The sequence below is a fragment of the Klebsiella ornithinolytica NBRC 105727 = ATCC 31898 genome (assembly GCF_001598295.1).
GTDB classification, from domain to species: Bacteria; Pseudomonadota; Gammaproteobacteria; order Enterobacterales; family Enterobacteriaceae; genus Klebsiella; species Klebsiella ornithinolytica.
This window is the reverse complement of record NZ_BCYR01000016.1, coordinates 80,064-94,770: the sequence shown is the minus strand read 5'-3', so window position 1 is coordinate 94,770 and position 14,707 is coordinate 80,064. Positions and strand designations below refer to the sequence as shown.

Here is a 14,707-nt window from a genome sequence, read left to right as displayed (position 1 = left end):
CGTAAAAAAGTGGCTATCGCATTGAGCTTATTATTCATTTAATGATTCTGCTTATAAGTGCCATCAGTTTCAGGGGATATGTGGGAAAAAAATAATATATCACACTGTTTCCGTCACCTTCCCTGGAGAAACACGATGAATAAGACACAACAACAGAAAGTCGCGCTGGTCGCCGGCGCCAACGGCATTATCGGCAACCAGCTCGTCAAAACGCTTCTGCGCAATGGGTGGGAGGTCATCGGACTGAGCCGCCATGCCCTCTCCCACCCTCACGGCATTCCGATGGTCGAGGTTGATTTACTCGATGCCGCGGGCAGCGCGCGGGCGCTGCGGCCCCTTAGCGATATCACCCATATTTTTTATAGTGCCTGGGTGAATGCTGCAAACTGGACGGAGATGGTTGCCCCGAACGTCACCATGCTGCGTAATCTGGTCAGTCAAATCGAGCACAGGGCTCCGCTGCAAGCGATCAGTCTGATGCAAGGATACAAGGTCTATGGCGCGCATCTTGGACCGTTTAAAACTCCGGCGCGTGAAAGCGATCCTGGCGTCCCTGGCGCTGAATTTAACGCCGCCCAGCTCGCGTGGCTCAGCCATTTTCAACGAGGTAAAACGTGGCACTGGAATGCCATCAGGACTGGCGTGGTGGGTAGCGCGGTGCCGGGCAATACCATGAATCTTGTCCTGAGTATCGCCCTGTACGCCTCGCTGTGCCGGGCTCTGAATCTGCCGCTGCGTTTTCCCGGCTCGCCACAGACCTGGCACAGCATCGTCGATTTCACGGATGCCGGATTGTTGGCAGAAGCGACACTGTGGGCAGCCACCTCCCCCGAGGCGCAGAATCAGGCTTTCAACGTCAATAACGGTGACGTCTGGCGCTGGAGCGAACTATGGCCGCTGATCGCACGCTGGTTCGCGCTGGAGGTTGCCCCGCCGGTCAGGCTCTCCTTTCAGCAGTTATTTAAGGACTATGGCGCGCAATGGCGCGACCTTGCCGGACAGCGGCTGGTGGAGCCGGAACTTTTACGGTTAAGCGACGGCAATTTTGCCGATTTCGTCTTTAGCTGGAATGACGACATGTTTGGCGATGGCAGTAAGCTGCGCCGGGCGGGCTTCCCCCGGATGCAGGCAACCGACGAAATGTTTTTCAGTCTGTTCACGCAGCTGAGAGAGGCACGTATTATCCCCTGAAAGCGCGTGGCGCTGAAATAAAAACCGCAGCGCGCCGGCCTGTGCCGGAGAACGGTCACCGGGGGAGGTTGCGCGCGACGCTCTCCCGGCACCAGCCGGTGAAGGGGCAGATTACCGGCTTAGTCCCGATGTTTTCCCGGCATCATTCGCAGTATTCAGGGTAAATCCCCTTAAACTCCAGCGCCGCGTAAGTGATTACGATGAGCAGTAATACCAGCCAGTGTAGTGCTATCTGACGACCTGAATATTTTCTCAATTTTATCGCTTAATGGTCATTCAGGCCATGGCCTGACCGGCGAGAGAACCGGCCCCCATGGATAAAGCCATGGCCATTGCGCTCCAGAAAGTGATTCTGATTATTGCCTTCATCGGTGACGCATGGCCCGCAGTCGATGAGATATAGCCAAGAATAACCAGCGAAAAAAGCGTGGAGAGAATAACGAACGGAAAAACCAGCGTTGCCGGCGCTAGCCATGCGATGATGACCGGCAACAGCGCGCCGGCGGAAAAGCTGAACGCTGAAAACATCGCGGCCTGCAGCGGCTGCGCCGAATTTGTCTCCGTCAGCCCCAGCTCTTCCCGGGCATGAGCGTCCAGCGCATCCTTCGCCATAAGCTGTTCCGCGACCCGGTATGCCAGAGCCGACTCCAGTCCGCGCTGCCTGTACAGCGAAGCCAGTTCCTGCACCTCTTCCTCATAATTTGCCGCCAGCTCTCTTTTCTCCTGACTGAGCGCCGCGTGTTCGCTATCCGCCTGCGATGAGACGGAAACATATTCGCCGGTTGCCATCGACATGGCGCCCGCAACCAGCCCAGCCACGCCGGCGAGTAAAATACCCGACGGCGAAGTGCCCGCTGCGGCGACCCCGAGCACCAGACTGGCGGTCGACACGATGCCATCGTTCGCCCCCAGCACTGCCGCTCTTAGCCACCCTACTTTGCCGATACTGTGTCGTTCCAGATGCATAGTGGTTTTCCTTTCGATCGGGAAATGAGTCATCCTGGCATGACAGATATATAAAAACCGCCTCACTCATAACTTATTCTTTTATCATTAACCTTCCATTAAGATTACGCCAGTATAATCCAGTGCCTGAGGTGAATTATTTAAACGGACAGTTTTATGCGAAATGATAATGGGTATCATGAACGTTCAGCCACCGCACAAAAAAGCACATTAATCAGCGCCGCGGTAAATATTATTTTGTCGTTCATGCAAATTCTTAGCGGTATATTTTCTGGCTCTCAGGGTTTAATTGCTGATGGTATTCATTCTCTTTCTGATTTAGTGGCAGATGTGGTGGTGCTGCTGGCAAATATAAAGAGCCGTAAACCCTCGGACAGCGACCACCATTACGGCCACTGGCGATACGAGAACGGTGCGTCAATGATTCTCGGAATGATGCTGGTCGCCGTGGGCGTCGGTATGCTGTGGTCGGCTGCGGGAAAATTGCTGCACCCTGCATCACTCTCTGAGGTACATGTGACCGCGCTGTGGGTCGCGCTTGCCGCGCTCGCTATTAAGGAAACGCTGTTCCGCTATATGCGCAGGGTAGCCATCCGTCTCCAGTCCTCTCTGCTGATGGCCAATGCATGGCATGCCCGTTCAGATGCCGCTTCATCGGTTGTTGTCGCGATTGGTATTACCGGGACGCTGGCCGGCTACCCCTGGTTTGATCCGGCGGCGGCTTTTGTGGTCGGATTGCTGATACTGCGCATGGGCTACTCTTTTGCCGCTGACGCGATGCACGATCTGATGGACCGCGCGGTGGATACCGACAAGGAACATGCAATCAAAGCGCTTCTTCTGTCAACGCCGGGGGTCGCCGGGCTTCACGATCTGAAAACGCGAAAAGTGGGAGATCTTATCCTCGTCGATGTGCATCTGGAAGTGCCGGAGCATCTCTCCGTCCGGGATGGCCATGACATTGCGGTGGCGGCTCGGGAAAGGGTTTTACACAAGCACGGGGTACTGAATGTCATGGTTCATATTGATCCATGTTCAGTCGCAACGTGACATCGCGGGGTGTAGACGCAGGCTCGCTCAGGTCTGCTCCTCGCACCGCCTTTCCGAGGCGTGTGGCGCAGGCTCCTGGGGTATCTGAATCCGCTGCACAGAAATCCCGTCAGCGCCGTTAACTTACCGCTCAGGACTTTTGCTCATCCGGGATTTCATTGCACGGCATGGGGGTGCCTGGACATTGCTGTCGTTCGCCATTTGCATAAGGATAATCCTCTTGTCGCGAGGCGATCAGCAAGCGCAGGGTCTGTATAGAAATGGCCGCGCCAACTGTAGACAGCGCGCCCGCGATTAATGCGTATAACAAATCGCCCAGACACCAACAGTCCCACGCAATAAAAAAATTAATTGGGACAATAAATATAAACTGAACCACAGCCATTACAAATATAGAAATATGAACACCTGAAATCATAATTCATTATCTGTTTATTATCTTTAATGGTTGACTTAAATAACCGCAGCTCAACCCTACGGACATAGTCAAAAGCCACCATTTAAATTCATAGAGAATAGCAAACAATAATTATTATAATGACAGATTTATTTTTGTGATGACAACCTGTAATTTGCGAAACGACCGTTCGATAAATACGAATCAGAAGACCCGCAGGCAGACCGGGCAATATCTGCCCGATCTGATCACTCAGTGTGATAATGCAAATTCGATGGCCCGACGGACGGTGACTACCTGCGCCCGGGTACACTCCTGCGGAGACGTTTTCGCGCTATCGGGATAGACTTCGGTTGTGGTGGTAAACGGCGCGCCAGTCATGGTCGAGCACAGGTGCCAGGCATTATTGTCATACTCAACAATCCCCTGGCCGATGACCGGATAGCCGAGCACGGTCTCGCCGGGCAGCGACGGAGCAATGTGCGTCACCTGCGCAACTGCGGAAATCAACGCGCTCTGGAAATCCAGCCTTGAATTGCGCTCGTCGCTAACCAGATAGAAGCCATCAGGAATATTCTCCGGTTTATACGCCACGCCGTCTCTGGCAGCCCGCGCGGGGCTGAACTCGCTTTCGTCCGTATCGGTCGTTTCATGCAAATCAACGTGAACGGCGAACCGACCTTTCAACGGCGAAATGAGCCTCATCAATGCCAGGGACTCCTCCGCTGCGCCCTCCGGGAAAAATTGCCGGTTAGGATCGACGGCATCGTAGTTCCAACGGGAAATACGCTCATAGGCCCAGGGGCTGACGCAGGGAGCAACCAGTAGATTGATTTTTCCCGCATACTCATCCTGATATTCCGTCAAAAACGTCAGGGCGCCCATCACGCCGCTGGTTTCATAACCGTGGACGCCGCCCGTCACGAGCGCCACCGGCAGAGTATCGTCCCAGTTTTTTGATTTTACCGCTCTCAACGGATAAACATCATCGGCGTAACGCAATTCGCCATACTGAATGACATCGAAGCGGTGCTTCAGGCCATCGAGGACATCTGACACATCGCGCTGATAGCTCCTGGATCGCGTCTGGTTCTGCCGCCACTGCTGTATTTCGTCTGCTGTCCAGGGTTGCCCCGGGGTACCGATTGGATAAAACTGATTCAGGGTCATATTTCACTCAGAGAATAAAAGAGAGTATCGGGTGCGGGAAGAGAGGTATGCAGCGCACCTTCCGGAACCGTCGATGAAAACATCTCGGGCAATCAGGCCGTTGGCTAATTGCGCCATCTCTGAATTAAAGCACAGATCGCCGCAAGGACAACAGCGGCTGAAGGCCGGTCAACAGGCGATTTTCCGCCAAAGCAGGATCAATACGGAGGCGGACGCTGTTCCTGCCGCCCGGAAAGCTGTGGCCTGGGGCAACCCGCCTTCGTATCAACAGCAGGTAAACTAACCGTGGAGCGAGAGCCCTTTGATCACTTTATCCACCTTTTTTTTCGGGCCACGGATCCCCAGCCCGACCAGATCCAGATTCTCCGCATCGGCGGCCATAAATACCTCACGATTGGCCTCATCATACCCGGTAGCAAACATGGCGTGGATGTAGGGAATGATGGTCACCTCCCGCTCAAGCGCTTTGCGATGCACGACCTGCAGTTTTTCCAGCCCGCCCTCAAAGATCAGCATGGGCTGGCCAGACATATTGCCATATTGCCGGCCCAGTGCATCGATATAGGGCTGGCCGAGGATCTCGGGCGCCGCAGAGGCAATCCCCGTCGCCAGAAATGCCACCACGTTCAGTCGCTGCCATGTCGCTAAATCATCGCGCACGATATAGGCAATCTTAGTGTCAAACGTCATCAAAATACTCCTGTCTGTACCGCGAAAAGGCTATCTTCACGCAGGAACGGGGCATCAGGATAGAACGTTTGAGCAGCGGCTCTGAAAGGCAACCGGAGACATCCGGTAAGCGCGTCGGAACCAGCGACCTAAATGGCTTTGATCGGCAAAACCGGTCTCTGCCGCAACCTGCGACACAGCCAGACCTCCAGCCAGCAGTCGTCGCGCGGTGCGCAGGCGCAGCCTGACCAGATACGCATGGGGCGTCTGTCCGAAGGCCGCCTTGAATTGCCGGCTCAGGCGGAACCGGTCGATACCGCTGATCTCGGCCAGCTCATCGAGGCCGGTATTCCAGGCAAGATGGTCGTGCAGATACTCGCGGACCCTGTTCATCCTGACCAGGGAATCGGTCATCGCCGTTGCTGGCTTTACGGCAACGTGCGGCGTCAGATGCGCCACCAGACGATCGAGGCTCTCATCGCACGCCAGCCGACCTTCCCCATAATGAATGGCCGCAAACGCCTGCGAGATGGCCACGATCAATTCGCGATCGGCGGTCAGCGTATGGCGAAAAGCGGCCTCCACCAGAGAAATATCGCCCATGCCGCGCTGATCCAGACTGTCGGACATCCAGCGCTGCGGGATGTAGAGCATGGCATAGGTGAATCCACTGGGCTGCGGGGCATGGCCATCATGCGCTGCGCCCGGCTCAATAAGGATCGCGTTTCCCGGCGTACTGGTATGCACCGCGCGGTGGCAGCTAAAGCGCTGGGAACCCTGTAACGTCACCCCTACCAGCAGCTCCTCGTGGTCATGGCTGTCGTAAGCATGGCCTTTAAAGTGCGCGTTGACGCTTTCAATCCCCGTCGCGGTATCCCGGCGAAAGTCGATCCAATCGCCGGATGTCGCCGGCGGCGTTTTTTCTGACATCATCACACTCTGACAACGTTGGCGAGACAATAAGCTTAACAGGGAACTGCGCGGCGAATTGGCCTAAAATGCGCCACATATTATCGGGGATCGGCGGCGCATCGCACCAGTCAGTCGCTCCCGGACGGGGGCGCCGGCGCCCCGTTTCAATCAATTTATTTGATGCATTATGTTAAACAAACGTGATTTATTCTCCTCAGGGAATACGTAAAGTAGTGATTATGCCCAACGAGAACCGGCAGGCTTATCGAGGCCGGCGCCCGTCTACTGAACATTTCCCTGCAAACCAGGATAAAGACGTCATGAAAAAGATTGGATTTTTGTCATTCGGTCACTGGACGCCATCGCCGCAGTCCGCTACCCGCTCTGCCGCTGACGCGTTGTTGCAATCCATCGATCTGGCGGTGGCCGCTGAAGAGCTGGGCGCTGACGGCGCCTGGTTCAGAGTGCATCACTTTGCCCGTCAGCTCAGCTCGCCGTTTCCCCTGCTGGCGGCGATCGGCGCCAGAACCCGGCGTATTGAGATAGGAACCGGCGTTATCGATATGCGCTATGAAAACCCGCTGTACATGGCCGAAGATGCCGGCGCCGCGGATTTGATCTCCGGCGGGCGCCTGCAGCTGGGTATCAGCCGGGGCTCCCCGGAGCAGGTCATCGATGGCTGGCGCTATTTCGGTTACGTCCCTGGCGAAGGGGAAAATGAATCCGATATGGCGCGCCGGCATACTGAGGTGTTGCTGGACGTCCTGCGCGGCGAAAGCTTTGCGAAGCCCAATCCGCAGCCGATGTTCCCGAACCCGCCGGGTCTGCTGCGCCCGGAACCGCATTCCGCGGGTCTGCGCGACCGCATCTGGTGGGGCGCCGGTTCGAATGCGACGGCGGAGTGGGCCGCCAGACTGGGGATGAACCTGCAAAGCTCGACCTTAAAAGACGATGAAACCGGCGAACCGTTCCATATTCAACAGGCAAAACAGATCCGTGCCTATCGCGACGCCTGGGCGCAGGCCGGGCATACGCGGACGCCGCGCGTCTCGGTTAGCCGCAGCATTTTTGCCCTGATGGACGATCGGGACCGGCGCTATTTTGGCTCCAGCCATGAAGACAGCGATAAAGTCGGTTTCCTCGATGAGAAGACCCGCGCAATTTTTGGTCGCAGCTACGCCGCCGAACCGGACAAGCTGATTGCCCAGCTGCAGCAGGATGAGGCGATTGCCGAGGCGGATACGCTGATGCTGACCGTGCCGAACCAGCTCGGCGTCGATTACAACGTGCACGTCATCGAGTCCATCCTGCGGCATGTGGCGCCGGCAATGGGCTGGCGCGACAAATAAATTTGCCCTCTCCACGCCCTGCCCGCCGCCGGCTGGCGGGGCACATGGCCCGGTGCAGATCGCCGGGATGAGTTATGGGCGGACTGGCGGCTGAAGCTGATAGATCCACGCGGTCACGCGCTGCGCCTCTACCGTCGTCACCTCCACCGCCACGCGGTCGTAGCCCGCTTCGAACTCATCCAGCATCGGCCAGTGCGCGGCAAGTTTATCCGATGTAAAGAGATAGCCGTCGACCCGGGGACCGTTTTTATCAAGGACGATACCCGGGAAGTCGGCAGCGGCTCCCCAGCCGCGCGCATAAAACGTGCCGTGCACCCACCCCGGCAGCCACTCGCCGCCGATAGTTTCCAGAATGGGGGCATTTTCCTGGCCCGGACGCAGCGTGCCGTAAACAAATAAGCGTTCCATGATTCCTCGTCGCAAAGTCACTCATGCCCGACGGGCGGTGAAAAGGTTCAAAATACGAGGGAACACGGCGCTTAGCAAGATGCGGGAAACGCGGATAATCCGCGGCAGAGAATGCATTAATTTTTCTGTAGTGTTTTTCAACCGCTTAGCGGATGGAGCGACTTTCCGGGTTGCCGATTCACCATCAGTAGAGTATGCCTGGAGTGTCTTATACCCTCAACCTCACTCACCATCCTATCGGAGGCTTTACATGAGCAAACTAGGGATTAATGGCTTTGGTCGTATCGGACGTCTGGTATTACGCCGTTTACTGGAAGTGAACAGCCCGCTTGAAGTGGTGGCGATCAACGATCTGACCTCACCGAAAGTGCTGGCCTATTTGTTAAAACATGATTCTAACTACGGGCCGTTCCCGTGGAGCGTTGATTTTACCGAAGATGCGCTCATCGTGAACGGCAAGAAAATTACCGTCTATGCCGAGAAAGAGGCCCGGCATATTCCGTGGAAAGCGGTGGGTGCAGAACTGATTGTCGAGTGTACCGGCTTCTACACATCAACCGAGAAGGCGCAGGCGCACCTCGATGCCGGGGCGAAAAAAGTCCTGATCTCCGCTCCTGCCGGTGACATGAAGACCATCGTCTATAACGTCAACGACGATACCCTGACCGCCGATGACACCATCATTTCCGTCGCCTCCTGTACCACCAACTGCCTGGCACCGATGGCCAAAGTGCTCAACGACGCCTTCGGCATTAAGCTCGGCACCATGACCACTATTCATGCCTACACCGGCACGCAGTCGCTGGTTGACGGCCCGCGGGGGAAAGATTTACGCGCCTCGCGCGCGGCGGCAGAAAATATCATCCCGCACACCACCGGGGCGGCGAAAGCCATCGGGCTGGTTATTCCTGCGCTCAGCGGCAAGCTGAAGGGTCACGCCCAGCGCGTGCCGACCAAAACCGGCTCAGTCACCGAACTGGTCTCCATCCTGGAGAAAAAAGTCACCGCCGATGAGGTCAACCAGGCGATGAAAAAAGCGGCGGAGAACAACGAATCCTTCGGCTACACCGAAGAAGAGATCGTCTCTTCCGACATTATCGGCAGCCATTTCGGCTCTATTTACGATGCCACCCAGCTTGAAGTCGCCGAAGCCGGCGATGTTCAACTGGTCAAAACCGTCGCCTGGTACGATAACGAGTACGGTTTTGTCACCCAGCTCATCCGCGTACTGGATAAATTTGCCCACTAGCCATCGCGGCGACGAAAAAAAGCGGATAGCCCGGCTATCCGCTTGTCGCCCGGCCGGAACCGGCGCTGGCGACTACCGCGCTGACGACTGTAAATAGACGACCTGGGTCTGCAGATACTCATTCAGCCCATGACGACCGTCGGCACCGCCGATACCTGATTTTCGCCATCCGGCATGGAAGCCCTGCATCGCTTCAAAGTTCTCGCGGTTAATGTAGGTTTCACCGAACTTCAGCCCCTTTATCGCCTTCATCGCCACATTCAGATCCCGGGTATAGATCGAGGAGGTCAGGCCATAGTCGCTGTCATTGGCCATCGCCAGCGCCTCATCCAGGGTGTCAAACGCCACCACCGGCAGCACCGGGCCAAACGTCTCTTCATGAATGATGTCCATCTCCTGGCGTACGTCCAGCAGCAGCGTCGGCGGATAGAAATAGCCGCGGCCCGCTACCGCATTGCCGCCCAGCGCCAGACGCGCCCCCTGCGCTAACGCTTTGGCGACTTTCTGCTCGACGCGTTCCCGCGCGGCGGCGTTGATCAACGGCCCCATGGCGATATCGTCCCGGGTAGCCGGGTCGCCAAACTGTACCGCCTTTAAAGCTTCGCCCAGGCGATTTACAAACCGATCGTAAATGCCTTTTTGTACGTAGACCCGCTCCACGCAGTTACATACCTGCCCGCTGTTAATGACCCGGGAATCCACCACCGCTTTTACCGCCAGCTCAAGGTCGGCATCATCCATCACGATGGCCGGCGCCTTGCCGCCCAGCTCAAGGCACACTTTAGTGATGTTCTTCGCCGCGGCGGCCATAATCTTCTCGCCCGCGCCGACGCTGCCGGTCATGCTGACCATCGCCACTTTGGGATTGGCCGCCAGCTCGTGACCAACGGTTTCACCGCGGCCCAGCACCAGATTAAATACCCCTTTCGGCAGACCGATGTCATCGACAATCTGCGCAAACGCGACGGCATTGTTGGGGGTAAATTCGCTGGGTTTAATGACGATGGTGTTACCGGTAATTAACGCTGGCGCCAGCTTGCGGGCGATCAGGAAGAACGGGAAGTTCCACGGCAGGATTCCGGTGGTGACGCCCAGCGCACGTTTGAAGACGAGGATGTTTTCCCCTGGCCGATCGCTCTGGACGATTTCGCCTTCATAGCGACGCGCCCACTCGGCCATATAGTCAAGATAATCGGCGGTAAATGAGACCTCCACCGCCGCCAGCTGCTGGATTTTGCCCCCTTCCGCCACGATCAGCGCGGCAATCTCCTGCGCGCGCTGGCGAATGCCGGCGGCAATTTTCCGCAGCCAGCCCGCGCGCTCAATCGCCGGCAGCGCCTCCCAGGCAGGCTGCGCGCGCTCTGCCGCCTCAATAGCCCGCCGGGCATCCTCAGCCGTGCCATCGGGAATACGGGAAAGCAGCGCTTCCGTTGCCGGGTTGAGTACATCGATCCAGGCGTCGCCGCGCCCAACCACAAACTGACCATCAATATACATCGGGTGCTGAACGGGTGCTGTCATGGCCTGCTCCTGTAGATTTAGTGTTTTTAACAAGTAACTTATTTGTTAAAAATCTACCCACACGCCGCGCTAAGAGCAGACGGTCAGCATAATTTTGTGAAACAGCTCATGAAAACGCGCCAACATCACGCCGATGAAGTTACATACTGGCAACAAAAATTGCCCGTTTGCGAAAAACGCGCCGCAAACGGGCAACGCTCAGCCGGGCGCGCGGGCGTTCAGCGCTTCACCCAGCAGGTTGTCTTCACTCAAGCGTTGTCCGGCTTCGAGGATCCGGGCGGGGATATCTACATGGACGATAAAATCTTTTCCGCGCGGGCCGTATCCCTGGGGCGCATCCAGCAACCGCGGCAGCTCGCCAAGAATCAGCGACAGGTAGCGTCCGACCGGCCACAGCCCGGCAGCGTCACCGCGAAACGCCAGCCCGTTCGCCGTATTGCCCAGCAGCGGCGCGCAGCCCGGCGTGCTGTACCACTGCGGCACGACCGCCTCGCCCTGCCAGACCCGGGCAAAGGTCGCCATAGTTCGCCGCTGCATCGTCGGATCCTGGAGCACCACGCCAGCGCGGGGAGCGATTCCCGTCGCCGCCAGCATCTCGCGGGTAAAGCGCGCGTTCTCACCGCAGTTGGTGGAACGATCCTCAACCACGATCCTGTCGCGGGGGATATGCCAGAAACGGTGGGCGATATCGGCGAGGATATGCGCCTCCGGGCGCCCGTCGACCGGCAGCGACCGATAGCGCGGATCGTTGCGTACCGCGTCGTAGAGAAAGACCGTGGAGTGGCCAATCCCGCCGCTAATCAGCAGCGGGACCCCGGCGTCAGCCGCCAGCCGACAGGCGGCATCAATGGTCGGGATCACCGCATTGCCCGCCAGCACCACAATATCCACCGCCGGCATCGGCGCCTGTGCGGTAAAATCATCCAGCGCCAGCCACTGGCCCAGGCGGTTGGCCGCCGCCAGCGTTGCATCCGGCAGGGATGGGAACTGCTCACTCATACTCGCTCCTTTCATGCCATCTCATCCATCAAGGACGTCCGGCCCTATCATAACCCCTCACCCACAGCGTCGGCGAATAAACGGGAAGGCGTGACTAAAAAGCCCCCATGCTAGCTAAAAACGAATGGCTTGCGCCTGAATCATCACCGCAATGATGCCATTAACGCGCGCAGAGGCTCACGCATCATCATGTTGGCCACCTGAAAATCGATAAAAGGCGCGGAGGACGGCAGCGGACGACCGGGTAGCGGCGTATCGGGCAGGAACGGCGGGCCTGTCAGCCGCCGCCATCTTCTGCGGCGGCTGATGAAACTCGCCAGGTTATGATTTGCTAAGATGACGCCGACAGCAGACCCGCGGCTGTCGGCATCCGGTCAGGCGTTCAGCCTCTCCAGCTGCGTTTGCCCTTCCCGCTTCTGTTTTATCCTCCAGAACAGCCATAGCGCCACAAACCACAGCGGCGTCGCCATCAGCGCTTTCAGCGTATCCGGATCGAAGATCATGATAAAAATCGAGAAGGCGAAAAACAGCAGGCTGATCCAGCTCATGACAACCCCCGCCGGCATCTTAAAGGTCGATTGTTCATGCAGATCCGGACGCTTGTGGCGATACACCAGATAAGCCACCAGAATCATCCCCCAACTGAATACCACCATAATCGCCGCCAGCGTCGACACAATGGTGAACAGCGTCATCACGTTCGGCACCAGGAACAGCAGCAGCGTGCCGCTGAGCATGCAGAAGCAGGAGAACAGCAGGCTACGCACCGGAATACGCGTGGTGCGCGACAGAATGCGGAACTGGCCGTGGGCATGTTTCTCTACCGACAGGCCGTACAGCATGCGGGTACTGGAGTAGACGCCGCTGTTGGCCGATGACATCGCCGAGGTCAGCGCGACAAAGTTAATCACCGCCGCCGCCGCAGGCAGCCCGGCATTAGCAAACAGCGTGACGAAGGGGCTGGCATCCGGCGAGACGCCAGGCCAGGAAGCCACGGCAATAATCACCACCATCGAGAGCAGATAAAAAATGATAATCCGCAGCGGCAGCGCGTTGATCGCCTTCGGCAAAATCTTCTGCGGATCGCGGGTTTCGGCGGTCATCGTGCCGAGCAGCTCAATTCCGGTAAAGGAGAAGATCGCTATCTGGAAACCGGCAAAGAAGCCGGTGACGCCGTGCGGCATAAACACCGTCGGGTCGGTGATGTGGTGCAACGAAGCTTTCACGCCATCAGGCGAAGTCCAGCCGGTCGCCACCATCCACGCGCCGGTGAGAATCAGCGCAATAATGGTAATGACCTTGATCAGCGCAAACCAGAATTCGGCCTCGCCGAACATTTTGACCGACAGCAAATTGAACAGGAACAGAATGCCGAGGGTGCTGAGCGCCGGCACCCAGGCTGACATCTCCGGAAACCAGTACTGCATATAGCTACCGCACACCACCACATCGGCGATACAGGTCACCACCCAGCTCAGCCAGTAGGTCCAGCCTAAATAGAAGCTGGCCTGCGGACCGAGATAATCGCCGACGAAATCGGCGAAAGAGCGGTAATCAAGCCGGGTGAGCAGCACCTCGCCCATAGCCCGCATCACCATATAGGTAAAAAAACCCACCAGGACATAAATCACGAGGATCGAGGTCCCCGCCACCGCAATATTTCTTCCCGCCCCCATGAACAGGCCGGTGCCGATAGCGCCGCCCAGCGCAATCATCTGAATGTGCCGGGCGCCAAGGCCGCGTTTGAGCTGCGACGGGCACTCCCCGTCGATGGCAGGATTCACCTGCCCCTCGCGTTGATGTTGAGTCATGTCGATTCCTTCAAGCAGGCAAAGAAAGGCATGGCGCGGCTGACTTCAGCAACAAACCGGCGCGTTGCCCGGTTGCCACTCCCGCATTCGGAAATAAGATGTACGGCGCGTGAGCCTGAACAACCCACGTTTTATCCGGCTGGCGGGCAATTTCATACCCGGCAGGCAGCGCGGTGAAGTTGTCAATTTTCGGGTCAAGGTTGAGCGTAAAATCGCTGTCGCTCTTGATGATGCTCTCCTGCACCAGAAAATAGTCCGCCGGCGCTTTGTCCCGTGCAGGCAGCGCAGCGTCGGCAATCAGTGCGCGCACCGCGGCGTCGGTCCCGGCAAACAGACGGAGGTCGTTTTCGCCAAAAGCCATCACTTTGCCCAGCTCCAGGGTGGCACTTTGCGCGCCGAATTTTTCGCTGGTGTAGTGCGTAAAGGTGCCGCCAGGTTCGGTATGACGCACGATGGCATCCATAGCGCTGGCCTGCAGCAGCGCGTAAAACCCGGCGTCATACTCTCCCTCGCGGGCCGGGAGCAGCGCAAACTGGCGGTAGCGCGAACCGCGTATCGCAGTATGCAAATCCAGATGTAGCCGACGCGCGTGGCCCTGGCGATCCGCGGTCGCAAAGAAGGCCGCGACCGCCCCCTCCAGCTCCGCCGCGCGCCGGGACTCATTCCCCGGTGCCACGGCGAGATGCCGCCCGCCAAACAGGCGGTTGAGGTCGTTATGCAAATAGCGGCGACCGGCGCGAATGGCCGGCAGATTGCCGAACACCAGCAGCAGCGCATGGCTGAGCGGCTGTTTACCCTCGCTCAGCGCCTGCATGATCTGCAGCAGGATCTCAATCGGCGCGGTTTCGTTGCCATGGATCCCCGCTGACACTACCGTAGCCTGGGTCCATGGCGTCTGCGGCAGCAGTTGCAGCACGCCATCGGCTAACCAGCTTGCCTCCATCGCCGCCGGAAAAGGCCAGCGGCTCAGCTTGCACTGGAGTAAATCATTGACTGTTTTTTCCATTCCCGGTCC

At 57.6% G+C, this 14,707-nt stretch carries 14 protein-coding genes; 4 read left to right on the top strand and 10 right to left on the bottom strand.

The window, feature by feature from the left end:
* Positions 1-135: 135 nt before the first annotated feature.
* Positions 136-1,191 (top strand): SDR family oxidoreductase, encoded by a 1,056-nt coding sequence (locus ROR01S_RS22885; protein WP_064359910.1) that lies wholly within the window; start codon positions 136-138, stop codon positions 1,189-1,191.
* Positions 1,192-1,467: 276 nt separating this feature from the next.
* Here the strand turns inward: ROR01S_RS22885 and ROR01S_RS22880 are convergent, their stop codons facing one another.
* Positions 1,468-2,157: a VIT1/CCC1 transporter family protein gene (locus ROR01S_RS22880; protein ID WP_004861411.1), complete on the bottom strand. Its 690-nt coding sequence runs from the start codon at positions 2,155-2,157 to the stop codon at positions 1,468-1,470.
* 156 nt (positions 2,158-2,313) lie between these two features.
* Between ROR01S_RS22880 and ROR01S_RS22875 the strand changes: the two genes are divergently transcribed.
* Complete coding sequence (locus tag ROR01S_RS22875) at positions 2,314-3,207, top strand: cation diffusion facilitator family transporter (protein ID WP_064359909.1); 894 nt, start codon at positions 2,314-2,316, stop codon at positions 3,205-3,207.
* A gap of 130 nt (positions 3,208-3,337) precedes the next feature.
* On the opposite strand, the gene ROR01S_RS22870 is transcribed toward ROR01S_RS22875, so the two are convergent.
* The 4 genes from ROR01S_RS22870 to ROR01S_RS22850 form a co-directional block, all read right to left on the bottom strand.
* Complete coding sequence (locus tag ROR01S_RS22870; protein ID WP_227699507.1) at positions 3,338-3,625, bottom strand: hypothetical protein; 288 nt, start codon at positions 3,623-3,625, stop codon at positions 3,338-3,340.
* A 231-nt stretch (positions 3,626-3,856) separates the two neighbouring features.
* Positions 3,857-4,774, bottom strand: a complete 918-nt coding sequence (locus ROR01S_RS22865) for a M14 family metallopeptidase (RefSeq protein ID WP_004861401.1) — start codon at positions 4,772-4,774, stop codon at positions 3,857-3,859.
* Positions 4,775-5,053: 279 nt separating this feature from the next.
* Positions 5,054-5,464, bottom strand: coding sequence for a DUF2000 domain-containing protein (locus ROR01S_RS22855; RefSeq protein ID WP_015584449.1), 411 nt, complete (start codon positions 5,462-5,464; stop codon positions 5,054-5,056).
* Positions 5,465-5,518: 54 nt separating this feature from the next.
* The gene (locus ROR01S_RS22850) at positions 5,519-6,373 is read right to left on the bottom strand and encodes an AraC family transcriptional regulator (protein ID WP_004861394.1); all 855 of its coding nucleotides are present in this window, start codon (positions 6,371-6,373) and stop codon (positions 5,519-5,521) included.
* A gap of 302 nt (positions 6,374-6,675) precedes the next feature.
* On the opposite strand from ROR01S_RS22850, the gene ROR01S_RS22845 reads away from it, so the two are divergent.
* On the top strand, positions 6,676-7,704 hold the full coding sequence (locus ROR01S_RS22845) for an LLM class flavin-dependent oxidoreductase (protein ID WP_064359907.1): 1,029 nt from the start codon (positions 6,676-6,678) through the stop codon (positions 7,702-7,704).
* Between the two features lie 72 nt (positions 7,705-7,776).
* Here the strand turns inward: ROR01S_RS22845 and ROR01S_RS22840 are convergent, their stop codons facing one another.
* The gene (locus ROR01S_RS22840) at positions 7,777-8,112 is read right to left on the bottom strand and encodes a gamma-glutamylcyclotransferase family protein (protein ID WP_004861389.1); all 336 of its coding nucleotides are present in this window, start codon (positions 8,110-8,112) and stop codon (positions 7,777-7,779) included.
* Between the two features lie 250 nt (positions 8,113-8,362).
* Between ROR01S_RS22840 and gap the strand changes: the two genes are divergently transcribed.
* A complete protein-coding gene (gene gap, locus ROR01S_RS22835) occupies positions 8,363-9,361 on the top strand; it encodes a type I glyceraldehyde-3-phosphate dehydrogenase (RefSeq protein WP_044352203.1) in 999 nt (332 codons plus the stop codon).
* A gap of 72 nt (positions 9,362-9,433) precedes the next feature.
* On the opposite strand, the gene aldA is transcribed toward gap, so the two are convergent.
* The 4 genes from aldA to astE form a co-directional block, all read right to left on the bottom strand.
* Positions 9,434-10,882, bottom strand: a complete 1,449-nt coding sequence (aldA, locus tag ROR01S_RS22830) for an aldehyde dehydrogenase (protein ID WP_032717365.1) — start codon at positions 10,880-10,882, stop codon at positions 9,434-9,436.
* A gap of 198 nt (positions 10,883-11,080) precedes the next feature.
* On the bottom strand, positions 11,081-11,881 hold the full coding sequence (locus ROR01S_RS22825) for a YdcF family protein (protein ID WP_048024322.1): 801 nt from the start codon (positions 11,879-11,881) through the stop codon (positions 11,081-11,083).
* A gap of 374 nt (positions 11,882-12,255) precedes the next feature.
* On the bottom strand, positions 12,256-13,692 hold the full coding sequence (locus ROR01S_RS22820) for an amino acid permease (protein ID WP_064359906.1): 1,437 nt from the start codon (positions 13,690-13,692) through the stop codon (positions 12,256-12,258).
* Between the two features lie 10 nt (positions 13,693-13,702).
* Positions 13,703-14,698: a succinylglutamate desuccinylase gene (gene astE, locus ROR01S_RS22815; RefSeq protein WP_004861370.1), complete on the bottom strand. Its 996-nt coding sequence runs from the start codon at positions 14,696-14,698 to the stop codon at positions 13,703-13,705.
* Positions 14,699-14,707 lie beyond the last annotated feature (9 nt).